Source organism: Microvirga medicaginis (genome assembly GCF_052658925.1).
On record NZ_JBQWEL010000014.1, the window covers coordinates 22,565 to 45,155 of the forward strand.

The 22,591-nt window shown below is 59.4% G+C and carries 18 protein-coding genes, 1 tRNA gene and 3 pseudogenes; 10 read left to right on the forward strand and 12 right to left on the reverse strand.

Annotated elements, in window-relative coordinates:
* Nucleotides 1–2 precede the first annotated feature (2 nt).
* Together ACUXUR_RS17375 and sciP are read right to left on the reverse strand one after the other, a co-directional pair.
* Nucleotides 3–215, reverse strand: a pseudogene (locus tag ACUXUR_RS17375) (helix-turn-helix domain-containing protein); the annotation flags it as partial.
* 249 nt (nt 216–464) lie between these two features.
* A complete protein-coding gene (gene sciP, locus ACUXUR_RS17380) occupies nt 465–740 on the reverse strand; it encodes a CtrA inhibitor SciP (protein WP_009763782.1) in 276 nt (91 codons plus the stop codon).
* Between the two features lie 230 nt (nt 741–970).
* On the opposite strand from sciP, the gene mnmA reads away from it, so the two are divergent.
* The 5 genes from mnmA (at nt 971) to ACUXUR_RS17405 (ending at nt 3,747) form a co-directional block, all read left to right on the forward strand.
* Complete coding sequence (gene mnmA / locus ACUXUR_RS17385) at nt 971–2,125, forward strand: tRNA 2-thiouridine(34) synthase MnmA (RefSeq protein WP_445503613.1); 1,155 nt, start codon at nt 971–973, stop codon at nt 2,123–2,125.
* Nucleotides 2,126–2,148: 23 nt separating this feature from the next.
* Entirely contained in the window at nt 2,149–2,790 is a 642-nt protein-coding gene (locus ACUXUR_RS17390) for a class I SAM-dependent methyltransferase (protein WP_445503614.1), read from the forward strand.
* A 109-nt stretch (nt 2,791–2,899) separates the two neighbouring features.
* The gene (locus ACUXUR_RS17395) at nt 2,900–3,118 is read left to right on the forward strand and encodes a hypothetical protein (RefSeq protein ID WP_047188790.1); all 219 of its coding nucleotides are present in this window, start codon (nt 2,900–2,902) and stop codon (nt 3,116–3,118) included.
* A 1-nt stretch (nt 3,119) separates the two neighbouring features.
* A complete protein-coding gene (locus ACUXUR_RS17400; RefSeq protein WP_445503615.1) occupies nt 3,120–3,584 on the forward strand; it encodes a bleomycin resistance protein in 465 nt (154 codons plus the stop codon).
* Nucleotides 3,585–3,670: 86 nt separating this feature from the next.
* A tRNA-Met gene (locus tag ACUXUR_RS17405) sits at nt 3,671–3,747 on the forward strand.
* A 412-nt stretch (nt 3,748–4,159) separates the two neighbouring features.
* Here ACUXUR_RS17405 and ACUXUR_RS17410 read toward each other — a convergent pair.
* The 5 genes from ACUXUR_RS17410 to ACUXUR_RS17430 all read right to left on the reverse strand — a co-directional run bounded on the left by ACUXUR_RS17410 (nt 4,160) and on the right by ACUXUR_RS17430 (nt 8,703).
* Nucleotides 4,160–4,336 (reverse strand): SDR family NAD(P)-dependent oxidoreductase, encoded by a 177-nt coding sequence (locus ACUXUR_RS17410; protein ID WP_445503616.1) that lies wholly within the window; start codon nt 4,334–4,336, stop codon nt 4,160–4,162.
* Entirely contained in the window at nt 4,279–4,713 is a 435-nt protein-coding gene (locus tag ACUXUR_RS17415) for an SDR family oxidoreductase (protein ID WP_445503617.1), read from the reverse strand. Before ACUXUR_RS17415 ends, ACUXUR_RS17410 begins: the two co-directional genes overlap by 58 nt.
* Before the next feature lie 241 nt (nt 4,714–4,954).
* Nucleotides 4,955–7,090, reverse strand: a complete 2,136-nt coding sequence (locus ACUXUR_RS17420) for a xanthine dehydrogenase family protein molybdopterin-binding subunit (protein WP_445503618.1) — start codon at nt 7,088–7,090, stop codon at nt 4,955–4,957.
* Entirely contained in the window at nt 7,087–8,085 is a 999-nt protein-coding gene (locus ACUXUR_RS17425; protein WP_445503619.1) for an FAD binding domain-containing protein, read from the reverse strand. Before ACUXUR_RS17425 ends, ACUXUR_RS17420 begins: the two co-directional genes overlap by 4 nt.
* A 3-nt stretch (nt 8,086–8,088) precedes the next feature.
* Nucleotides 8,089–8,703 (reverse strand): (2Fe-2S)-binding protein, encoded by a 615-nt coding sequence (locus ACUXUR_RS17430; protein ID WP_445503620.1) that lies wholly within the window; start codon nt 8,701–8,703, stop codon nt 8,089–8,091.
* Between the two features lie 618 nt (nt 8,704–9,321).
* Between ACUXUR_RS17430 and ACUXUR_RS17435 the strand changes: the two genes are divergently transcribed.
* On the forward strand, nt 9,322–9,930 hold the full coding sequence (locus tag ACUXUR_RS17435) for a nucleotidyltransferase family protein (protein WP_445503621.1): 609 nt from the start codon (nt 9,322–9,324) through the stop codon (nt 9,928–9,930).
* 111 nt (nt 9,931–10,041) lie between these two features.
* On the opposite strand, the gene ACUXUR_RS17440 is transcribed toward ACUXUR_RS17435, so the two are convergent.
* Together ACUXUR_RS17440 and ACUXUR_RS17445 are read right to left on the reverse strand one after the other, a co-directional pair.
* A complete protein-coding gene (locus ACUXUR_RS17440; protein ID WP_445503622.1) occupies nt 10,042–11,118 on the reverse strand; it encodes an XdhC family protein in 1,077 nt (358 codons plus the stop codon).
* 309 nt (nt 11,119–11,427) lie between these two features.
* Entirely contained in the window at nt 11,428–12,321 is an 894-nt protein-coding gene (locus tag ACUXUR_RS17445; RefSeq protein WP_445503623.1) for a LysR family transcriptional regulator, read from the reverse strand.
* Nucleotides 12,322–12,728: 407 nt separating this feature from the next.
* Between ACUXUR_RS17445 and ACUXUR_RS17450 the strand changes: the two genes are divergently transcribed.
* Both ACUXUR_RS17450 and ACUXUR_RS17455 read left to right on the forward strand, forming a co-directional pair.
* Nucleotides 12,729–13,928, forward strand: coding sequence for an MFS transporter (locus ACUXUR_RS17450; protein ID WP_445503624.1), 1,200 nt, complete (start codon nt 12,729–12,731; stop codon nt 13,926–13,928).
* Between the two features lie 316 nt (nt 13,929–14,244).
* Nucleotides 14,245–14,883 (forward strand): annotated as a pseudogene (locus tag ACUXUR_RS17455) (molybdopterin cofactor-binding domain-containing protein); the annotation flags it as partial.
* A 91-nt stretch (nt 14,884–14,974) separates the two neighbouring features.
* On the opposite strand, the gene ACUXUR_RS17460 reads toward ACUXUR_RS17455, so the two are convergent.
* The gene (locus ACUXUR_RS17460; protein WP_445503625.1) at nt 14,975–15,088 is read right to left on the reverse strand and encodes an excalibur calcium-binding domain-containing protein; all 114 of its coding nucleotides are present in this window, start codon (nt 15,086–15,088) and stop codon (nt 14,975–14,977) included.
* A 542-nt stretch (nt 15,089–15,630) separates the two neighbouring features.
* On the opposite strand from ACUXUR_RS17460, the gene ACUXUR_RS17465 reads away from it, so the two are divergent.
* The gene (locus tag ACUXUR_RS17465) at nt 15,631–17,748 is read left to right on the forward strand and encodes a putative bifunctional diguanylate cyclase/phosphodiesterase (RefSeq protein ID WP_445503714.1); all 2,118 of its coding nucleotides are present in this window, start codon (nt 15,631–15,633) and stop codon (nt 17,746–17,748) included.
* A gap of 51 nt (nt 17,749–17,799) precedes the next feature.
* Here the strand turns inward: ACUXUR_RS17465 and ACUXUR_RS17470 are convergent, their stop codons facing one another.
* A complete protein-coding gene (locus ACUXUR_RS17470; protein ID WP_445503626.1) occupies nt 17,800–17,958 on the reverse strand; it encodes a hypothetical protein in 159 nt (52 codons plus the stop codon).
* A 589-nt stretch (nt 17,959–18,547) separates the two neighbouring features.
* Between ACUXUR_RS17470 and ACUXUR_RS17475 the strand changes: the two are divergent.
* Nucleotides 18,548–19,175 (forward strand): annotated as a pseudogene (locus ACUXUR_RS17475) (TerC family protein).
* A 108-nt stretch (nt 19,176–19,283) separates the two neighbouring features.
* Here ACUXUR_RS17475 and ACUXUR_RS17480 read toward each other — a convergent pair.
* Complete coding sequence (locus tag ACUXUR_RS17480; RefSeq protein ID WP_445503627.1) at nt 19,284–22,166, reverse strand: right-handed parallel beta-helix repeat-containing protein; 2,883 nt, start codon at nt 22,164–22,166, stop codon at nt 19,284–19,286.
* Nucleotides 22,167–22,591: the final 425 nt, after the last annotated feature.

The following is a 22,591-nucleotide window of genomic DNA, read 5'->3' on the forward strand; positions in this document are numbered from 1 at the left end:
TCTCAGGCTGCGAGAGCTGGTTTCTGGCCCGGCTCCGGAACGGAGAAGCCAGCTTCCATATATTCGTTCAGCTTGTTGCGCAGGGTGCGGATCGAGATGCCGAGAATGCGCGCCGCGTGTGTGCGGTTACCGAGGCAATAGGTGAGGGTGTCCAAGATCAGGTGGCGCTCCACATCCGCGATGGTGTGCCCCACCAGAATGCGCCGCAGCGCCTCGACGGTCTGATCGGCGGCGGAGAATGGCGGAAGGCCTGCATTCGAAAGTGTAAAAGCCTGCTGTTCCGGCATGTCCTGAGTGCTGAGCACGATTCGTACCTGTCTGAGTAGAGGGTAAGGATTTATGCCCAAGGCATGGTTAGGAAGACCTTAACAGCCCAGCCTCCACCTTCCGATTTACGGTCCAATGAAAAAGGCGCCGCCTGATGAAAGCAGCGCCTCGTCATGTTTCGCGTTCGAGCCTAAGGCTTACTGCCGGTATTGCTGAATGCGGGTCGTCCGCAGGCCGGCGAGGCCATGCTGGTCGATGGACATCTGCCAGCTCAGGAACTCCTCCGTGGTCAGCGTGTAGCGCTGGCAGGCTTCCTCTAGGCTCAGCAGGCCACCGCGGACGGCGGCGACGACTTCGGCCTTGCGGCGGATGACCCAACGGCGGGTGCTGGAGGGCGGCAGGTCGGCAATCGTCAGGGGACTGCCATCGGGCCCAATGACATACTTGACCCTTGGGCGGTGGGGTTCGGTCATGATACGCTCACACAAAAATTCAACGACCTTGATAGGATCGAACCTAAACGGCGGGGCTTAATGTTTTCCTAAGCCCGTCCAGGCGGTTACGAGAGTGCCTAAGCTTAGCCATAAACGTTAACGCAGGCTTATTGCGGCATGGTTTCTCTTTAAGAATTCACCGGTCATCGCTATAGAAGGACTTTGGCCCCTCCCGTGCGCCGCCTTGAACGGCGCCTCTGGATGGAACGATGCTCAACTCACTTGATCTTCCCAAGGCTCCTGCCGACACCCGCGTCGTGGTTGCGATGTCGGGCGGCGTGGATTCCTCCGTCGTGGCAGCCCTGCTCAAGCAGGAAGGCTATGACGTCATCGGCATTACGCTGCAGCTCTACGACCACGGCGAAGCAGCGCACCGCAAAGGCGCCTGCTGCGCCGGTCAGGACATCTATGATGCCCGCCGCGTGGCGGAGGCCATCGGCATTCCCCATTACGTGCTCGATTACGAGGAGCGCTTCCGCGCGGCCGTAATCGATCGCTTCACCCAGAGCTATCTGGCCGGCGAGACGCCGATCCCGTGTGTGGAATGCAACCGCTCCATCAAGTTCCGGGATCTTCTGGAAACGGCCAGGGAGCTCGGGGCCGACGTGCTGGCCACGGGCCATTACGTGGCAAGCCGGCGCTTGGCCGATGGCCGCCGCGCCCTGCACCGGGCCGCCGATCCGGACCGGGACCAGAGCTACTTCCTCTATGCGACGACGCCGGAGCAGCTCGATATCCTGCGCTTTCCTCTGGGCGAGCTACCGAAGGAAAAGACCCGTGAGCTTGCCCGCCGGTTCGGGCTCACCGTCGCCGAGAAGGCCGACAGCCAGGACATCTGCTTCGTCACGCAAGGCCGCTATAGCGACGTGATCGAGCGCCTGAAGCCCGGCGCCGTCCAGGGCGGCGAGATCGTTCACGTGGACGGCCGCGTACTCGGCCACCATCAGGGCATCATCCACTATACGGTGGGCCAGCGCAAAGGCCTCGGCCTCTCCGTCGGCGAGCCGCTCTATGTGGTCCGCCTCGATGCCAAGGAGGCCCGCGTGGTGGTGGGCCCCCGAGACGCCCTGGCGACCCGCCTCATCACCATCACGGACGTAAACTGGCTTGGCGATGGGGCACTCGAAGCCTTGGGCGAGCAGGGAATGGAGGTGGCCGTGCGGGTCCGTTCCACCCGCGAGCCGCGCCCGGCGATCTTGCGATCCACAGGAACCGTCACTACGGTCGAGCTGTTGTCGGCGGAAGATGGGGTTTCTCCTGGTCAAGCCTGTGTCATCTATGAGAGCGATGCTCCGCGGGCACGGGTGCTTGGCGGAGGCACCATCGCCCGCACTGTTGCCGAAGCCGCTTCCGCCGCGGCTTGAGGCATCCCTCTGAAGGAACCTGTATGACAGATGGAGCGACCACGGCCCTGATGCGCAAGGCCTATGCGCGTTGGGCGCCGATCTATGACCTCGTTTACGACAAGCTGACCGAACCGGCCGCTCGCGCTGCCGTAAATGCGGCAGTTGCCTGCGGCCCGAAAGTTCTGGAGGCCGGCGTCGGCACCGGCCTGTCGCTTGGCTATTACCCCAGGCATGCCGAGGTCTACGGGGTCGATCTCTCCGAGGACATGCTGCGCCGGGCCCAGGAGAAGGTCGAGAAGCGCGGTCTTTCCCATGTGAAGAGCCTTCAGGTCATGGACGTGACCCGTCTCGGCTTCCCGGACGCGATGTTCGATGCCGTGACAGCCCAGTTCATCATCACCCTCGTGCCGGAGCCTGAGGTCGCCCTCTCGGAATTCGCCCGGGTTCTGAAGCCCGGTGGTGAGATCGTGCTGGCCAACCACTGGGGGCAGCCCTCCGGCCCCATTGCGGCTCTCGAGGAGATGGCAGCGCCGATTGCGAAGGCCATCGGTTGGAGTTCCTCCTTCAAGTCGGCCCGCGTCGAGGATTGGGCCCGCAGCACCGGCACCATGGAAGTGGTCGAGTTGAGGTCCCTTTTCCCAGTCGGGTTCTTCAAGTTGATGCGAATCAAGAAGCGGGCCTGATGGCCCGCTTTCCTTTTGTGTCTTCAGAGAGACTGTGGCGTGACTTTCACGGTTCTAGCCCTATTTCCTTTGGCTCAAGCCTCTGCATACATTCAAGAAAGTCATTCCCATGCGCCTATTCATGTTCACCTCCCAGGCGAAGGACGATCTGCACGCTTTTGCTGGCGATGAGTCCGGCAGCAAACTGCCCGCCAAGTATGGCCCCTGGGGCTTGACCGGCACCCTCAGCTCCCGCGAAGCTCCGCCGCACAAGTTCTCGCGCCGGACCATCGAACACGCGATCTCAACCGAAGGGTTCCAGCTCTGGCGCATGAAGCCCAAGGGGTAACATGAAAGCTGAAACGGAGGAGAGGGGACGAGCCAGGCTCGTTCCCGAGCTGCTGGTCGGGGATCTCGCGGTCAGCTTGCGCTTCTGGCGCGATCACCTTGGCTTTGCCGTCCTGTATGAAAGGCCCGAGCATGGCTTCGCCTTCATCGATCTCGACGGTGCATCCCTCATGCTGGAGCAGCGGGATCGCGCGGCTCGAACCTGGGAGACGGGGCCACTCGAACGCCCCCTAGGGCGCGGCATCAATTTCGAGATCCAGGTCGAGGATCCCGACGGAATTCTCTCTCGCCTGTCCGCCGTATCCTGGCCCCTATACATGGCGCTTGAGGACAAGTGGTACCGGGTCGGTGCCGTCGAGAGGGGGCAGCGGCAATTCCTGGTGCAGGATCCGGATGGATATCTGGTCCGGTTAGCCGGCTCTCTGGGGGAGCGTCCGGCTCAGTCGCTGGAGCCGATAAATTCTTGAAAGAGCCCGCGCCTCTTTCTTGACACTGGGGCCCAATCTTCCCTATATCGCGCATGCCTGACGCGGGGTTCGCCCCAGCGGCCTGGGGCGGAGTAGCTCAGTTGGTCAGAGCAGAGGAATCATAATCCTTGTGTCGGGGGTTCAAATCCCTCCTCCGCTACCATAGGCCTAAGGCCTTTTCAGGCATTTTCCCGAGCTTTTGATCAGACCCGGTGCCAAGCTGGTACCAACCGGCCCGCCCCGAGCAGCTGATTTTTGCTCCTCGAAGTTCAGTCTAAAGGGATCCGCGCCTCAATCCCCCTTGGGCGTTTTCTCATTCCTTTTGCGACCTCTGGAAGTTTCAAGGGAGCCCCGGAAATCCAGAATCAGCCGGTACATCCGCGCCGCTGAGCCTGTCCCATTTGTGAGAACATCGACTAACAGCCAAGCTTCAAGGGCATGCTTCGCTCGTGACCAAGGACGTACCACAGTGCCGAGGCTGCAGGCTCCTCGGGGCCGCTGAAGCGGATGTTCGACTTTGCGTAATCGAGCACCGCCGCTTTGGTCGGGCCAATGATGCCGAACTTCGCAGCGCATTAGGCGGCCTGCCCGGGAGGGCCCTTCACACCAGCGCCGGAGGACGTGCTCACGATCACCCCGCCACCCTGTTTTAGCATCAGCGGGATCCGGTGCTTCAGGCAGAAGAACACTCCGCTCAGACTGATGGAGATCTGTCGATCCCATTCGTCGGCCGAAACATCGGTCGCGGCCACGCCGGCTGCTCGACGCCGGCATTGTTGAAGGCGAAGTCGAGCCGACCGAACGCCTCGATCGTCCTGGCGATGGTCGCCTTGACCTCGTCTGCGCGAGAGACATCGCAGCGGATGGCTGTCGCGCGGCCGCCTGCCTCGGCGATCAGGCGGATCGTCTGCTGCGTGTTCGCCTCCGACCGCGGCAATCCTCGCGCGCCCAGGCAAAGGGAGGCGTGGTCGCGCGGCCGACTGACGCTCGGATCGGGTAGCCGCGGCACAACCACGAGTGCCGGTATTTTCAAGGTCTTGGGCCCATCTTTACGTCCACGACTGGGCGGAAATCGCTGCGCGTTCCGCCGCGGCTTGCCGCCGACATAGAGGCCGTGGATCTCGACCACTCCGTCCAGGGCCTACTCGCGCGCCCACCGTCAGGTGGAGAGCAGGGCCCATGCGCCGAGCTGCCGCTTGACTGACGCCAGGCGCTTCCACGTGGCGGGTCGAGGAGGTACCCTCACCCGAAGCGGGAGCTTGGTGGCGTGCAGAGGTGTTCGTGCCGTGACCGGGAACTGGATGCGGTAGGTTCCGCCCAACATTCATTGGAGAGCCCTGGACGTGATCACTTCCCAGACGTGCAACGTATCAGAGCAGCTTGTTCGGCGTGACGGGCAGTTCGCGGACGCGCTTGCCCGTGGCATGGTAGATCGCGTTGGTGATCGCAGGCGCGATACCCACCATGGCGATTTCACCGACTCCCTTTACGCCGAGCGGATTTACATGCGGGTCATGCTCCTCCACGAAGATCACGTCCATGACCGGAGGGGTATCTGCATGGACAGGCACCGGGTATTCGGCCAGATTGGCATTCGGAATTCGCCCGTTGCGAGCGTCGACCACGGAATGCTCCATCAACGCCATGCCGATGCCGCCGATCATGCCGCCGATGCACTGGCTGCGGGTCGTCTTTGGGTTAACAATGCGACCGGCTCCGTAGGCACCGACGATGCGCCGCACCCGCGTCTCTCCAAGATCGGAGTCAACGGCGACCTCCACGAACACGGCTCCGAACGCATGCATGGAGAAGCGCTGGCGCGAATCGCCCGGCTTAACGTCGGCGGTTGCTTCAAACGGCTCTGTCAGGCGACGCATCGCTTCGGCAATGTCGGTCCCGCCTGAGCGTGCGAGAACCCCCTCCCGCGCCTTCCTGCAGGCCGCCTGCACGGCGCTACCGACGCTGGCCATCGTCATTGAGCCTCCGTGCGCGGGCGTTCTTGGCAGCCGAGTGTCACCGAGAACGAACTTTACCCGCTCGATCGGGAGACCCAAGGTCTCGGCCGCGACCTGCGTCATCGACGTCCATGTGCCCGGCCCCATGTCGCTTGCCGCGCTCGCCACCTCGGCGGTGCCGTCGGGCAGGAGACGTGCCAGAGCAGAGGCGGGAGCAAAGTTCATCGGATAGGTCGCGGTCGCCATACCCCAACCGATCAGGAGTCGTCCATCGCGCATCGAGCGTGGTTCGGGGCTGCGACGGCTCCAGCCGAAGCGCTCTGCCGCAGCGCGGTAACATGCCTTAGTCGAGCGGCTCGAAAACGGCAGCTTCTTGAACTCGTCCTGCTCGGGCTCATTGCGCAGGCGCAACTCAACGGGATCGATATTCAGCGCCACAGCGAGTTCGTCCATCGCGGATTCAAGCGCAAAGATGCCGCTCGCCTCACCGGGAGCGCGCATCCATGTCGGGGTGTGCACATTCATCGGCGCGAGACGATGGCGCGTGTAGACGTTCGGACACGAATGCAGGAACCGGCTCGCGTTCAGGAGTGCCTCCGAATATTCCTCGTAGCTGGAGGTCTCCTGATAAGCATCATGCACGATGGCGGTGAGGCGGCCCTCGCGGGAGGCTCCCAGCGCGACCCGCTGGACCGTATGTGGGCGATAGCCGACGCCGTAGTACATCTCGCGGCGTGACAGCATCAGCTTGACTGGCCGTCCAGAAACCCGGGCGCCGAGCGCCGCAAGCGTCACGTGCGGCCAGGCACGAAGCCCTGAGCCGAAGGCGCCGCCGACAAAGGGTGAGACAACGCGGATGTTATCGGCTGGAATACCGAATACGGCGGCGATTTCGTCGGCCACGTTGTGCACCCATTGCGTCTTGTCCCAGAGGGTCAAACGGTCACCCTCCCAGGCGGCGATGGTGGCGTGCATCTCGATCGGGTTGTGGTTCTCGCGGGGATGCACATAGGTCTGGTCGACCCTGACCTCGGCAACCGCGAGGGCTTCCTGGGGATTGCCTCGCTGGATCTCCGGGGGCTGCGTCGTGCCCTGGTCAGTCTTCTGCTGAGTGGGCAGCACCGGCTCGACGCGAGTGACATCCGTGGTCCCGCTTTCGGGCGCGTAGGCGATGTGCACCAGCGTCGCCGCGTAGCTGGCCTGTTCAAGAGTATCGGCGATCACCAGGGCGACCGGCTGACCGTGATGAACAACCCGATCATCCTGAAGCACGTGCAGACGCTCACCGACCTCGGGGTCCGTAGATCCTTTGTGCGGAGCGTAGGCGAGCTTCGGTGCATTTTCATGGGTCACGACGGCGAGGACGCCAGGAGCCCGCTCCGCCGCCGTGCTGTCGATGGAAGCGATGCGGCCGTTCGCTACCGCACTCCGGACGATCGCAGCATAGGCCTGGTTCGGCTGATCAAACTCGGCTGCATAGGTCGCTTGGCCCGTGACCTTATGGCGACCGTCGACCCGGCTGACAGGCTGTCCAATAACTGCGGTGGTCATGCGCGAGCTCCTGCGGTTTCGACGGCGCGCACGATGGCGCGCTGCATGAGTTCGATCTTGAAATCGTTGTGGCCGAACCCCTGCGCACCTTCCGCAGCGCGGGCAGCCGCCGGGCGCAGCTCCGACGGGTCGAGGCTGGCTCCGGCCAGAGCCGTTTCAACCTGGGGGACGCGCCAGGGTTTGGTTCCGACTCCGCCGAGGGCGATGCGGGCCTGTCGGATGCGGGCGCCGTCCATCTCAAGTGCCACCGCGGCTGATACGACGGCGAACTCGAAGGAAGCGCGGTCTCGCACCTTGAGGTAATGCGAGCGCCGTGCCACCGGGTTGGCCGGCACCGTAATGGCGGTGATCACCTCGCCCGGCTCGAGCACTGTCTCGATGTGCGGAGTGACGCCGGGCAGACGATGGAAATTGACCAGAGGCACGGTGCGTTGCCCTCCAGCCCCATGCACCTCGACAGCCGCGTCGAGGGCCACAAGTGCGACAGCAAGATCGGACGGGTTGGCGGCGATGCAATTCTCACTCGTGCCAAGCACAGCGTGCCAGCGATTCTCACCGCCGATGGCAGCGCAGCCGGAGCCCGGCGCTCGCTTGTTGCAAGCCTCGTAGCCGATGTCGCGAAAATAGGGGCATCGGGTCCGCTGTAGGAGATTGCCGCCCATGGTCGCCTGATTGCGCACCTGCGGGCTTGCCGAGTTCAGTAGCGCCTCGGCGATAACGGGGAATTGCTCGACCACGGCGGAATGGGCCGCCACCTCCGCCATTGTGGCGGCGGCACCGAGCCGGAGCCCCTGCGGTCCGAATTCGATATGGTTATCGAGAAGACGGGCGAGGCTGACCAGACGCTCGGGTCGGCGTACGGATTCCTGCAGGAGCTGCACCATGTCGGTGCCGCCGGCGATGTATTCGGTGGGCGCGTCGTTGCGGCCGGCTTGGGCCCGAAAGGCGAGGGCGGCAGCGAGATCGCGCGGCCGTTCGAGGGCAAAGGGGTGCATGGCTCATCCTCTCTGAACGGATTCGGTGACGGCTGCCGCGTCCTGGATGGCCGCAACGATATGGTCGTAGGCGCCGCAGCGGCACAGATTGCCGCTCATCCACTCCCGGATCTCTTGCGCCGAGCCGGCATGGCCCTCTGCGATGCAGGCGACGCCAGCCATGATCTGCCCCGACGTGCAATAGCCGCACTGGAAGGCATCGCGCTCGATGAAGGCGGCTTGCAAAGGGTGGAGCTGCTTGCCTCGAGCCAAGCCCTCGATTGTCGTGATCTCGCGGCCGTCGACGAGAGCCGCGAGGTTGAGGCAGGATTTGACGCGCTTGCCGTCCATCAGCACCGTGCAGGCTCCGCACTGACCGAGGCCGCAGCCCTTCTTCGAGCCGGTCAGATGCAGGTGCTCGCGCAACGCATCGAGCAGCGTGGTACGCGGGTCGAGCGTCAGTCGATGTTCGGTTCCGTTGACATGCAGAACGACCTCAAGGGAAGCAGGCGTTCCGTCGGGATCTTGTGCGTCCGCCGGAGGTGTCGTCCCGGGCATAAGTTGTCCTCCTAGAAGGGCACCGCCAGTTACTGCGGCGGCTTCCAATGCCTCTCGCCGTGTCAAATCGGGACTGGTCATCGTCAAGCCTCCTGTCCTATGCATGCCGGCTTTTCCAAGCCCGATACGTGAAGCCGCTGACGGAAGTCGATATCATCGGCGGGAGAACATGCCTGAAGCGCTTATCTGATGAGCACTCCTATCCCGGCGCAGAGAAACCTCTCGTCTCTCATGGTCGATTTGCAAATGAATACTAGGCTGAGGACTGTATCCGATAATGCTTCATTTCTGATAACGCTTATGAACCTGGCTCATGAGACAAAATGAAGTGGCGAGTGTTAACTCACTTGTACTCGCGCCGGAGCAAAGATATCTTCACATCAAGAGATTTGACGGGTCTGCCTGACTGAGAGCTATGTCTAACCTCTCTGATCGAATGTATCTTGGCTGGTTGTCCTGTCAGACCTGTCAAATCGCATCTTGTTCTTGGAGCAGGATTTCTCAGTGTGCTTCTGATTGCTATGTCAGCGATTGAAGCGCCTATGCTGCGTCAAGATATATACATCAGCCAAACGGCAGAGGATGGAAGCACATTTCAAAACATCTCTCGGCTGATGTGTATGTCTGACGAGAAGCCAACCAACTGAACCTCCTCACGTCAGTAAGATCGGGTAGGCCATGATGGCGAACGATATCCCAATGAGCAGCTGCGGTGCGAAACATGTAGCCGTCATTGTGCTCGCTGCCGGTCGCGGCACCCGCTTCGGCCCGGAGCCGAAACTCTTGGTTTCTTTGGATGGGAAGGCGGTCATTCGGCATGTCGTCGAGGCTGCGGTCGGCTCTGTTGCCGATCCGGTGATTGTGGTGACAGGCTATCGGCATCACGATGTAGAGACAGAATTGGATGATCTTCCTGTTCAGATCATGCAGAACGCTGCTTTCGGTGAGGGACTTTCGTCATCCCTGAAGGCGGGCTTCGCCGCTCTCCCGCCACAGAGCAAAGCGGCGATTATCCTTCTGGGAGATATGCCTCTCGTCACATCCGATCTCATCGACAGCCTCGCGCAGATATGGGATCGCATGAACATGCCGGCAGCGTTGGTGCCGACCTTGAACGGCAAACGAGGCAATCCCGTTGTTCTCTCGCGGAGCCTCGAAAACGCCGTTGCGCAGCTTTCAGGAGATGTCGGGGCTGGGCCAATCCTTCGTGAGCGATCTGACGTGATAGAGTGTCCGGTCGATGATCCGGCCATTTTGGAGGATGTCGATACAACAGCAGGATTGAAAAGGATTGCCTGCGGCTCATGAGTCTTGCCGTCAGGCGACGTAGGCACTCACCTAGTCATGAATGTCATAATTCTCTAGACATTTGTGCAATCAAAATTCTCTAGACATTTGTGCAATCAAACGGCTCTAGCATTACAAAATGCTTTGATCGCCTGTGGCGCGGTCTCTTGAGCGGGGGGCCTGCCCAGAAGTCGTCACCCGTCGGTAGCCGTCAACCACCTGCGCCAAGGCCGAGAGGGCGAGGGTGACGGGATCGCGTGCCGACGGGATCAGCCCAAGTGGTGCGGCGATGCGGGCCAATGCCTCTTCCTGAACTCCGCGCTCGCGTAGCTTCTCGATGCGGTTGGCATGCGTTCGCCGGCTTCCCATAGCGCCAATAAAGAACGCAGGTTGAGCCAGCGCCTGCTCCATAAGCATCGGCTCCCAGCCATGGTCGTGAAACAGGAAAACGACGGCGCTCCAAGCATCCGCAACGAAATCCTGGGCCAGATCCGGCGTCGTCATGAGCTTCGCCTGTCCTCCCATCTGCTCAGCGAGCGCCACCACTCGGGCGTCGGGAGACAGCATTGTGATCTCCGCACCGTATGCAGAGCCGAGCTGGACGAGTGCGAGGCTCTCCGCGCCCAGTCCCAGGAGGATGAGCCGCAGCGTTGGCGCGTGCCAGGAAACGAATGTCTCCCCCTGCCATCCTGTTGGCTGACGCGATGTCCCGACGCTGGCAGTCAAGCCTCCGGAAGCATGCTGGACGAGGAGGAGCGGCTCCCGTCTATCAAGCAGCGCAACTGCATGGCGGATCACTTCTGGGTCAGGATCAGGTTGGAACAGTAGATCCACACCGCCCCCGCAGGGGAGCTTGATGTCGATATACGGAGAGCCTGCGCCATATCGCACCTGTCGAGGCTGCCCCTCCAGGATTGCTTCCTGAGCCTCGGCAACAACGGCTGCTTCGATGCACCCACCCGAGAACGAGCCGGCGAAGGAGCCATCGGCAGCAACCCCCATAAGTGTCCCGACAGGCCTGGACGAGGAGCCGGTAAGGCCAGTGATCGTGACCAAGGCAATGCGCTGCCCCCGCTGACCTGCATCCGCAGCGAAGTGGAGAACCTCAAGATGGGTCGCTGCAGGCGCCCAGCCATATGGGTCAGTCAGATCATTTCGCTGAAGGGCAGGGAAGCTCAGAACCACCATCCACTCCGATCTTTCGAACACTTCTTCTCGTAAGGTGGGGTCCAGCGTCCGAATCTCCCGGCGCTCGACCCGCTCTCGCTTGTAAGGATCTATCTGGAGAGCACCTTCCCTGACCAATTGGTTCCGGCCGGAAAGTAACCTGAGAAGGAACGGGCTATTAGAGCGAATTTCTGCATGGAGTTATGTACGGAGCTCATAAATGCAGCGCCGCCGTACCCAGTCCAAACGCGACCTGCAATCTGCAGGCCAAATTATTCTCAGTTTAGCCAAGAGCGTCTTCGACGGCCATACCAGCTAGCAGCCTTGCCTGCCGCATGGTCGGTCGACGTATTAATCTCGATGGCGCAAGGTGTCGACCAGCAGCGCGAATGCCGGGGAGGCTTGGCGGCGGCTCGGGTAGTACAGGTGGTATCCTGGCCAAGCTGGGCACCAGTCTTCAAGGACGCGCTCAAGACGCCCCTTCGCGAGATAGGGCTGCGCCAAGCCCTCCGGAACATAAGCAATGCCAAATCCAGCGATGGCAGCATTGAGGACGCGCAGGATGTTGTTGAAGACGAGTTGCCCTTCCACGCGCACTTTCAACTCGTGGCCATCCTTCTCGAATTCCCACGCCCACAAGCCACCGGAGGTCGGCAAGCGCAGATTGATACAAGTATGCCTGACGAGGTCCTGCGGCGTCTTCGGACGCGAGTGCTTCGCGAAGTAAGATTTGGAAGCGACTGCTGCAAAGCGAATGTCCGGCCCGATCCGCACGGCGATCATATCCCGATCAACACTCTCGCCGAGACGCACGCCAGCGTCGTAACTCTGGGCCGCAATGTCGGTCAGACCGTAGTCGATGCTCAGCTCGACCTTGATGTCCGGATATTTCGGCAGGAACTTCTCCAGCTTCGGCCAAAGGATCAATTCGACCGCAGTATCTTCCGTCGTGATCCGAATAGTCCCCGCAGGCTTCTCCCGGAGTTCGTTCAGGGCTTCGATTTCTGCCTCGATCTCGTCCAGGCGCGGACCAACGGTCTGAAGCAGGCGAGCGCCGGCTTCCGTTGGCGACACGCTACGTGTGGTGCGGGTCAACAGTCGAAGACCAAGCCGCTCCTCAAGCTGCCGGATCGTGTGGCTCAGCGCGGATTGAGAAACTCCAAGCTTTGCCGCAGCGCGAGTGAAGCTCTGTTCCTTTGCAACGGCAAGAAATGCGAGGATGTCGTTGATGTTCCCACGCGACATTCATGAGTCCTTCTCATGTTTCCATGCGTATCTTGCAATTCCATCGGATAACGCCGTGCCCGCTAGAATACCTTATTACTCACCCTCACGAGAAAATTATCTTGACCGTGCAGGTAAAAAATTGCCGGCACTCTCATGCCTGGGCCGGACTCCCTCGTGATCATTCATGAAGGTGATTCATAAGCGCTTGCAGATTTTAATCCATAGTTCGGGTCTCCAAGCAGCCTAGATAGGCCGGAGACGAGTTAGTCCCAGCTTCGAAGTCCCGCCGTACACGGGTGCCGCAGCGGCAATGCCTGCGCGGCTGAGAGGCAACTCTCGACAACCAGATTCACCCGGCACGGATGCTCTCCCCTGGCGACGATCCAGGTTTCCCCCGCGGGCGATCAATAAGGCTTGAGGCCATCATGACTGCAGGAACTGCTTCTTCATCTGACGTGATCTTTGACTGCTCTCCGGCATGGGGGGCGGTCTTCGCGATGGCGCTGTGCTGCATGGTGCTCGTTGCTTCCGAATTCATGCCGGTCAGTCTTCTCACCCCGATCGCTTCCGATCTCCACATGACAGAAGGACAGGCCGGGCAAGCGATCTCCATCTCAGGCATGTTCGCGGTGCTCACGAGCCTGTTCATCTCAGGGATGACGGCGGGTCGTGATCGGCGGCCTGTTCTGCTTTTCCTGACCCTGTTGCTGCTCGTCTCGGGTTCAGTCGTGGCTTTTGCGCCCAACTACGCGACTCTCATGGCCGGACGAGCGGTTCTGGGAATTGCCATCGGCGGGTTCTGGTCGATGTCGACCGCGGCGGTGATGCGGCTCGTGCCGGAAGAGTTCATTCCTCGCGCGCTGGCGGTCCTGCAGGGCGGGACTGCGCTGGCCTCAACCGTCGCAGCGCCGCTTGGGAGCTTTCTCGGCGGGTATATCGGATGGCGCGGCGCGTTCTTCTGCGTGGTGCCTCTGGCGGCCATCGCACTGGCTTGGCTGCTGATGAGCATCCCATCGATGCACTCCGAGCGGCGGACCGGCTCCAGGAACGTGTTCAGGCTGCTCCGCCGGCCGGTGCTCGCCTACGGCATGGCGGCGGTCACGCTGTTCTTCATGGGGCAGTTCGCGCTGTTCACGTATCTGCGGCCCTTCCTTGAGATGGTTACCGGCGTCGATGTTTCAGCCTTGTCGCTCATCCTGCTGCTTCTGGGTGTGACCGGCCTCGTCGGGACGTTCCTCATCGGGTCTTTCCTGAAGAACGGTGTGTATGGCATCATGATCGCCATTCCGCTCGCAACGGCGGTGATTGCCGTCGCCTTGGTCGTGCTCGGCACCTGGCTTGCCGGAACTGCGTTCCTGCTCGGAGCTTGGGGCTTGATCGGCACCCCGGCACCGGTGGCATGGAATACCTGGTTGACCAGGACCTTGCCCGAGGATGCCGAAGCCGGTGGCGGACTGATGGTGGCCGCCATCCAGCTGGCGATCGCCCTGGGTGCTACCATTGGTGGCTTTCTCTTCGATATGAGCGGGTACCAGAGCACCTTCGGTATGAGTGCAGCCATGCTCGCCGCCGCAGGCCTTCTGGCGTTCATGGCGAGGCGTGCAGGTTCTGCGAGACGGGGCTAGAGCAGCGACATGTGTTCTCGACAATTCGCCGGGTTGCACTTGTCTCGAAAAGAGGCAGTAGATCGTGCCCACCAGGAATTCGAGGTCTCGCGGTGGGAGCCTGCCTGATCGGCTCCCTGAATCTGACCTCTCTCACCTGACAAAACAGCGGGTCTCGCGAGGACTTCTCGATCTGGCATTCATGAGTCCATCTCATAGCGTCATACGAACATCCGCATCTAATCCGGCATCTGGACGGCTGCTAAGTTTACATCACCCATTTCCTGATGGAGGGCGAGTGGGGCGTGAATTCTGGCTCCGCGTCATGGAGCGAAAATCGAATCGCTGGTGGCGTGCGCGCCGGGCTGTCGAGGCACTCCGGGTGACATGGACAGAGCCCGCCGCCGGCACTGCCAACGCTATGCCGGCGGATTTCTCTTCGGAAGCATTGCGCGCCTGGTTCGTGGGGACTCCAGGGCCCGGCAATGCCGCTGAGAGTGCAGGTGACGCGGCCGGAGCAATGCAAAGCGCAGCCCGAGTGGTGCAGGCGACTTATGATGCCCCTTTCCTCGTGCATGGTCAGCTCGAGCCTCCCTCCGCGCTCGCACGTTGGAACGCCGACGGCACGCTTGATCTCTGGCTGCCTAACCAGGCACCGGAGATGTTCCAGAAAGCTGCCGCAGACGTTGCAGGGATTGACCCGGAAAAGGTAAGGATCCACTCGCCCATGCTCGGTGGCTTCTTCGGCCGGCATTTCCTTTACGAGACAGCCAATCCTTTCCCGCAGGCCATCCTGCTCTCCAAGGCAGTGGGGCGACCGGTCAAATTGATCTGGAGCCGCGAGGAGGAGTTTCTGCGCTACGCGCCCCGTCCCATGGGTGTGGCTCGGTTCCGCGCTGCGCTCGATGCTCAAGGCCTGCCCGTGGCTCTGGAGGCCGAAGCTATCGGCGAGGGCCCGACAGAACGCTGGTTCGGTAACAGCCATCGGGTTACTCCGCTCCAGGTGATCGAAAGATCAGGCAGAAGAGACAAGGGCTGCTAGAGGCGAACGGGAGGTCAATCCTGCTCTAGCGACCAAAGGGCTCACAGGCGATCCCGTCGCGATCAGCATCAAGCCACTCTCGATACCCTGAAGAGCCTTTGTAGAGCGGCGGCGCCCCGATGCGCCGGCCGTCGTGCAATCATGGACAGGTCGGGCCTCAAGCAGGGCTTGCGTCGATGGCTAGAGGTTGGAGTTCCAGACCCGGGCAAGGAACACTCAAGTCACCAACGCACTCAGAGGGAACACTGAAGCCTGGACCCCTTAAGAGGTTCAACCTTTATTTCCCCTCAAAAGGCCGCAGCTGACAGTTGCTGCATGGCTTCTGATGCGCGGCTCCGCTCGGGTCGTTTCTATTTAAGCTTAGCAGTTTTGCAGAAATGCAGTTTCTTTCTTCCAAAATATGTAATAACATTATAATATACCGTCTTCCTGATAAGGAAGGCATTCTGTCGAGGCGCTGAACCTTTGCGCAAAGTTTCTTCTTTGGACCAGTTGAACTGGCGTTTTTCCATGCGGGTCCTGCTGCCGGTGGCAGCGAGCACGACCGCTGCGCTCGTGCTGGCAGCCCTTGCTCTGCTTTGGGCTGTTCGCCAAAGCGATCAAATTTCCATGGAACGCCAGCAGCGGGCCACCGAACGCAGCTTTCGGGCTGTCGTCGGCGAGCTGGCCAAAGAGCAGGAAATGGTTGCTGTCTGGAACGAAGCCATTCTTGAACTCGGCAAGTCTCCTCTCGACGGGAAATGGCTTGATGCCAATATCGGCGGCTGGCTGCATAGGACTTTCAGTCATGATCGCACCTATATCTTGAACCCACGCAACGAACCCGTTGATGCGACGATCGACGGCATTCGCGCGGCTACCGGAGAGTTCGAAAGAATTCGCCCCAGCCTCCAAAGTCTCATCCGGGGGCTTCGTGGTGACGCCCGGTCTTCCCACTTCGGGCATGCCGAGCATCCCGTTGATGATGCCTATCTGACAAGCGGCCGGGCCGTTCATGACGCGCATCTGCTGGAGCTGGAGGGCAGGCCGGCAGCCGTTAGCGTCATGAAATTCGTATCTGAGAACGACGATGTCGCTCAGGAACCCGGCAATGAATTTTTGTTGGTCAGTGTGCGCTTTCTTGATGGCAGCTTCCTGGGACAGCTTTCACAGCAGAACTTGATCGAGGGCTTACGATTCTCGCAGGTGAACGAACCCGGTGAAAGCGAAGTCTGCGTGCCCCTCACATCCGACGAGGGCAACCTGATCGGCTATTTCATCTGGCGGCCTGAGCTGCCGGGAACGACCATTCTGCGCGTCATCAGCCCGAGCATCGCTGTCGTTTGCGTTCTGATAATCGGCGTCATGACCTTGCTCGCCCGTTCGCTGCGGCGCTCGATGGCGAAGTTGAGGAAGGCGATTGCCGAACTGCGAGCCAGCGAGGCTCAGGCTCATCATCTTGCCTTTCATGACATTCTGACGGGCTTGCCCAACCGCGCGCTTTTCGATGCCAGCCTTGATCGAGCTCTTGCCGGAGCACGACCGGGTGAGCCGCTGGCTATCCTCATGCTCGATTTGGATCGTTTCAAGCATGTGAACGACACGCTTGGCCACCACGCCGGAGACTGTGTCGTCCAGGAGTTCGGCCAAAGATTGCTCGGCCTTTTACGCGGCAGCGACATCATTGCGCGCCTTGGCGGTGACGAGTTCGCTATCGTTCTGACAGGCATAGCCGGTCGCGATGATGTTGAAACCATCTGTGCGCGCATCCTCGATGCAGTCCGGAAGCCATTTGACATCGCAGGCCGCCAAGCCTTCGTCGGCGTCAGCATCGGTGTTGCCTTGGCGCCGGATGCGGGTTCCGAGCGCATCGATCTCATGCGCAAGGCCGATATCGCGCTCTACCAGGCCAAGGCTGAAGGGCGCGATGCTTACCGAATCTTCACGGCGGTCATGGATGAGACCGTAAAGATGCGCAGCACGATCGAAGAGGAGTTGCGTGCGGCTCTCGTGACCGGCAATGATCTGAGGCTCTTCTACCAGCCGCTGGTTGACGTTGACGGGCAATCCGTTATCGGGCTTGAGGCGCTTGTCCGCTGGTATCATCCAACCCGCGGCATGATTGCGCCTAATCAGTTCATTCCAATTGCCGAGGAAGCCGGTCTCATCTCGCTATTGGGCGAATGGGTTTTGCACCAAGCCTGCCTTGCTTCAAAGCGTTGGCCCGACTTGTCGATTGCCGTCAATCTCTCGCCGGTCCAGTTCCGCTCCGGCGATCTTGCTCAGCGCCTTATTGGGATTGTCAGCGAAACCGGAGCCGATCCGCGCTGCATAGAATTCGAGATCACCGAAAGTCTGCTGCTCGATGACAGCGATCTTTCCCGCTCTGCCTTGAAGAGACTGAGACAGGAAGGCTTCAAGATTGCTCTCGACGATTTCGGAACGGGCTATTCCAGCCTCAGCTATCTTCGCCGCTTCGAGGTCGACAAGATCAAGATTGATCGCTCCTTCGTGCAACACCTCGGCGAGCAGGACGAGTCCGTCGCAATCGTGACGGCCATCGTCAGTTTATGCCGCGCCATGGGCTTGACAGTCACTGCGGAAGGTGTGGAGACGGAGGATCAAAAGATCTTTTTGTCGCAAACGGGATGCAACGAGATGCAAGGCTTCTTGTTCTCCCGTGCACTTCCTGAGGAACAGATCGCAGATCTTCTCAGTAGCTCGGACAATATGCTGGGCGCTCAAGGTTCCGCCAAGCCAGCCCTGTCTGTTTCCCATTCAGGTAAAGGAATAGCGAGAGCGAAGAAGGCGCTCGCCTGATTTTCCTGCAGGCGCGGTTTCGGGTGCGCCTGCATTAGCAGGCAGGGGCTATCATTCCGGCGTGTCGAGAAGCTCGGACATGGCGCCTGGCCGGGGTTTCGTCAGGATCTGAATGCGCCTTCCATCAGGAAACTCGATGGTTCGTAGGGTCATGACTTCAAGGCCGGAATTGAGACCTTCACGCACCCTGGCCGCCCGAGTACTTCGCATCGTTTGCTCGGCTACGTCACGTCGCGGGTTCACTTGTCTTTGGCGCTCGCTCCTCGCCGTCGTAACTTCGCGTGAAGACTTGCCGTCTCTGCGCTCGGTCACTGCCCGCTGGGCAGAGCTCTTCGCAACCGGCTTCCGTTCCCCCGCTGAAGAGGCTTCTTTGGAACGTTGCTGGGCAGGGCCCTTGATCTTCTCACCGACGTTGGTCACTGCCGTTGTGCTTGCTGGTGGTGCTGAAGATTGTGGGGCAGCAGCCTTGGCTTCAGGTGCTGAGGGAGCAGGGGCAGCGCTTGGCGCCGACGCTCCCGCCTCGGGAGGTGGATCGACCCAAGGCCGCGCTGGCTGTGCGCTGCCGGAGGACGCGGCTGCAGCAAGCCCCAAGGCCAAGCTCAAGGCTCCGATGGGAAGCAACCGTGTTTCCATGACAATCTCCTAGTTTCGTGGGAAGGGAACGCTTGCCTAGCCTGTCTTGGTTCCATGGATCGACGTTCACTAACGATCGACTATCGAAGACAAAGATGGCGCTGAACACTTCTTGCACAAGCTTGGCAGCGACAAAGCAGGGAGGAGCTTCACGCGAGATAGGCTGATGAATCAAAACATCGCGCTGACTGCAGACCCGACGGCCTGGGCGCCTTGGTACCCTCGTCGTCATGGAGGTGGTGCTCGGTATTGACAATCTCACCTTCATATCCATCCTCACCAACAAGCTGCCCGCATATCGGCAGGCTCAAGCAGGGCGCACCGGCATCGGCTTGGCCCTCATTCTGATCGCGCGTGGGCTCCTTCCCGCCTGGAAGACAGCGAAGGAAATCCATCAAAATGTTGATCGGGATCATGGACCGAATCTCTTCGACGGCAAGCAGCCCGATATAAGCCTCGCCTCTGCTATCGTGCAGATCCTCATGCTTGACTTGATCTTCTCCGTTGACAGCATCATTACGACCGCCGGCATGACGGATCATGTCCCGATCATGGCAATTGTCGCCGTAACCGTCATGCTTCTCGCGGCCGATCCGCTCTCGTGTTTTGTTCAGGCTAATCCCACGATGGTCATGCTGGCGCTGGATTTCCTGTTGATGACCGGCATGACCCTAATTGCGGATGGCTTCGGGGTGTGCGTGCCTAAGAGCTATATCTACGCTGCTATGGCATTTTCGGCTCTCGTTGAGGCCTTGAACATTCTTTTGGGCAGGTGCAAAAAAGCAGCAGAGTGAGCTGACTTAGCGAGCATGCTGCAATGCGTGTCTGAACCTTGAAGAGAGGGGTTCTCTTTTCAAAAAGGCGGCTCCATATTTGTGGAGTCGCCCTCGTAAGTCACTTCCCTATATGATATAGAAGTCAGCATTGGTGACCGTCTCATTGGCACCGATATTGGCAAAGACGGTCCTGCCACCTGCAGCGCTGCCGTTATAATCGTACCAAACGTCACCCGTGGTCTTGTTGTAGCCAATGAAGTCGTTCGAATCCTTGGCGCCAGATCCAATGATGAAGTGAGAAGAGCTTAGTGTGCCCGTATACTTCAGGGATTTGAAGACAGCGTTCTCCAGTCTGATCGTGTCGTATCTTGCATCAAAGTCCAGGATGCTGTCTTTGTTCAGAGAACTGTTTAGAGCCGTATTGAAGACGAAAATGTCATTCCCAGCTCCTCCGTAGAGGAGGTCATTCCCTGCGCCGCCATACAGCTTGTCGTGGCCATTGCCACCTCTGATCGTATTGCTGGCCGCATTGCCTGAGAGTGTGTTATTAAGGTCGTTTCCAACCAAATAGATTGCAGAACTGCCAAAAGCATACATGTTCTCGACATAGTTCGAAAGAACATAGCTTACGCTTGTCCGAATAAAATCGCTGCCGCCGGCGGCCGATGTTTCGATGACAACGTCACCACGGTTGTCAACGTAATAGCCGTCGTTGCCGCTGCCGCCAGACATACGATCAGCCCCTTCGGCACCATTGAGCAAATTGCTGGACGCATTGCCAATCAGCGTATTGGATAAGGCATTGCCGGTTCCACGAGAGGCCGTTCCTGATAGAATCAGTCTCTCAACGTCAGCACTCAAGGCAAAATTGATGCTGCTATACACAGTATCATAGCCGCCCAGGCCACCATTCGGTTTCTCGACAACACGATCACCAACGTTGTCGACATAGTAGACATCGTTGCCGTCGCCTCCCTCCATGGAGTCGGCTCCTAGTCCGCCATTGAGTGTATCGTGGCCAACTCCGCCTTTGAGGGTATTTGCGGCAGCGTTGCCGGTGAGCTTATTGTTGAGTTCGTTGCCGGTCAGAATGAGCGTTCCGACACCCAGAGCTGAAATGTTCTCGACATTCGCGGACAGGGTGTAGTTGACGGAGGTGAAGACCTGGTCCGCGATTCCCTCACCGGGGGCTTCCACCACGAGGTCGCCGGTATCGTCGACATAGTACGTGTCGCTACCGAGGCCGCCTTCCATCCGGTCCTCGCCGGCCAACCCGTCAAGAATATTATTGAGAGCGTTCCCGATCAGATTATTGCCAGATGCCGTATTGCCTTTGGCGATGATAGCCGATCCAGTCAGGATCAATCTTTCAACCGCGCCGGAAAGGAGGTAATTGACGCTACTGTAGACAGTATCGATGCCGCCGAGGCCAGCATTGACCTTTTCAGTGACAATATCGCTGACATTATCGACATAATAGGTATCGTCGCCGTCGCCGCCTTCCATACTGTCAGCGCCTGCGCCGCCGATGAGAGTGTCGTTTCCGCCGAAGCTCTTCAGTACATTTACGGCAGCATTACCCGTCAGCCGATTGTTCAAGGCATTGCCATAGCCGTTGATGGCACTGGTGCCCATCAACGTCAGGTGCTCGACATTATCGTCGAGTGTATAGGTAATCCAGGATTGGGCGAGATCATCAGTACCCTCGTCCGCCTGCTCAATGATCTTATCTGTGGAATGATTGATGGTATAGGTGTCGTTACCCCCAAGACCATGCATTTCATCGCCCACGGCAGTGCCCGGTAGCGAATCGTTACTGGCGCTGCCGAATACCGGGTTTAATTGTCCCGGAACAGAAACGGCTCCTGCGTCCGAACCATAGAAAGTGTTGCCATAGACTGAAGTTCCGGTCGCACCGCCGTCGTCGTTAGTAGGCTCTTCCCGGACGCCCCAGCGGGAGTTGACGGCGCCATCAGAATAGATGCTGTTGTTGAAGATCTGCGTGCCAGTTGAGTAGTAAATACCTCCGGTAATGGAGCTGTCGTCTCTCAGGCGGATGTTGATCTCGTCATAGGTGTTATCCGCCTCTTGCGAGTTGTTGTAGATAAGGCTCCCTTTGACGATGGTGTCCGTCGAACCCTCGATCCGGATGCCCTGGCGTAGATTGCTGTATACCTTGGCACCGTCGATCGTCACATCGTCTGTCAGTTTGACGAGGATACCCTCCTTCGTGTTTCCGTAATACTCACCTCCGACGACCTGAATATCACTAACCCAAACGAAAGGTGATCCGTCTTCCGGCGGTACATCGCCGCGTTGGATGGTCAGGCCAGCCGATCCGTTTGAATAGGCCGTGTTGTTTTCCAGCGTGAGCTGTGTCGTGGCATTTTGTATGTTGAAGCCGTGGCGGTCATTGTCATAGGAAACGTTGTTCCTGTAGATGCCGCCGGCGACAGCATCTGCCACGAAACCGTCGAGTCCGTTTCCATGAGCGACGCAATTCTCGATTGTCATATTCGTGGTGACTTCGTGCGGATTGAAGCCATAGGCCGTGCAGTTTTTGATCTCAACGCCTGAAAGCGTGATGTCAGATTGAACGTGACCTTCATCAGCCTTCGCACCGCAGATGAAGCCAGCTTGATGCCCGACATTATTGGCGCGATTGCCGTCGATCGTCAGGTTGGAGACTGAAACATCCGAAACGTCGGTTAGCGCGGTTCGCACGATACCGTTGATTCTGAAGTTGAAGCCATCGACGAGCCTGATGACGGTCTCACCCATTCCCTCGCCGACGAGCGCGACACCGGAAAGAAGTTCGATGGGACCCACGGAGGGGTTGGCCGGATCGCCTGTAACTGCATAAGTACCGGCTGCCAGTTTAACAGTAACCTGGCCGGCTCCAGGATTCTTCATGTACTCGATATTGGCGTCTTTGATAGCCGCAGCGATGGCAGCCATGTCCTGCTGAGCGTTTCCAGTCGGCGGAGCAACGGTGATAGTTGTGGCCATTTATGAAAGGTCCCTTGCTGAGTAATCTTGATATAGCGAAGGACAATTTTCTATCGATTGCGCCTTGGGGGTAACACCTTAGCGTAGCTGGGCTATGAGGAATTGGAGTATGCTTGTCCTCAGCACAAAAAGACTGCGCTCATGATGATGTCGGACGCGAAAATCCGTCTTGAAGAGTTCTAAAAATAACGAAGAGTTGCTGCTTACTCAGGCGTTCTAAAATAAAAGTTTTAGCAAAAAACCTTATAGGTTTAAGTGCCTTGAGCTTCTAGGGCGAAGCGGAAAGCGCTTGTGCAGTAACTACACCCGGACAGGCAAAGTTTCTAAATATCCTGCAGAGCCTCGCTGCAAATTTGCCGGTAAATTTTTCTCCTTAGCGCATGTGTAGCAGAAAACTCAATCTGCATAACGGCTGGAGGTTTTAC

Coding starts and splice junctions, on each gene's coding strand:
- sciP (WP_009763782.1), bottom strand. CDS start 740: ATGACCGAACCCCACCGCCCAAGGGTCAAGTATGTCATTGGGCCCGAT.
- mnmA (WP_445503613.1), top strand. CDS start 971: ATGCTCAACTCACTTGATCTTCCCAAGGCTCCTGCCGACACCCGCGTC.
- ACUXUR_RS17390 (WP_445503614.1), top strand. CDS start 2,149: ATGACAGATGGAGCGACCACGGCCCTGATGCGCAAGGCCTATGCGCGT.
- ACUXUR_RS17395 (WP_047188790.1), top strand. CDS start 2,900: ATGCGCCTATTCATGTTCACCTCCCAGGCGAAGGACGATCTGCACGCT.
- ACUXUR_RS17400 (WP_445503615.1), top strand. CDS start 3,120: ATGAAAGCTGAAACGGAGGAGAGGGGACGAGCCAGGCTCGTTCCCGAG.
- ACUXUR_RS17420 (WP_445503618.1), bottom strand. CDS start 7,090: ATGACCACCGCAGTTATTGGACAGCCTGTCAGCCGGGTCGACGGTCGC.
- ACUXUR_RS17425 (WP_445503619.1), bottom strand. CDS start 8,085: ATGCACCCCTTTGCCCTCGAACGGCCGCGCGATCTCGCTGCCGCCCTC.
- ACUXUR_RS17430 (WP_445503620.1), bottom strand. CDS start 8,703: ATGACCAGTCCCGATTTGACACGGCGAGAGGCATTGGAAGCCGCCGCA.
- ACUXUR_RS17435 (WP_445503621.1), top strand. CDS start 9,322: ATGAGCAGCTGCGGTGCGAAACATGTAGCCGTCATTGTGCTCGCTGCC.
- ACUXUR_RS17445 (WP_445503623.1), bottom strand. CDS start 12,321: ATGTCGCGTGGGAACATCAACGACATCCTCGCATTTCTTGCCGTTGCA.
- ACUXUR_RS17450 (WP_445503624.1), top strand. CDS start 12,729: ATGACTGCAGGAACTGCTTCTTCATCTGACGTGATCTTTGACTGCTCT.
- ACUXUR_RS17465 (WP_445503714.1), top strand. CDS start 15,631: ATGGTTGCTGTCTGGAACGAAGCCATTCTTGAACTCGGCAAGTCTCCT.
- ACUXUR_RS17470 (WP_445503626.1), bottom strand. CDS start 17,958: ATGCGAAGTACTCGGGCGGCCAGGGTGCGTGAAGGTCTCAATTCCGGC.
- ACUXUR_RS17480 (WP_445503627.1), bottom strand. CDS start 22,166: ATGGCCACAACTATCACCGTTGCTCCGCCGACTGGAAACGCTCAGCAG.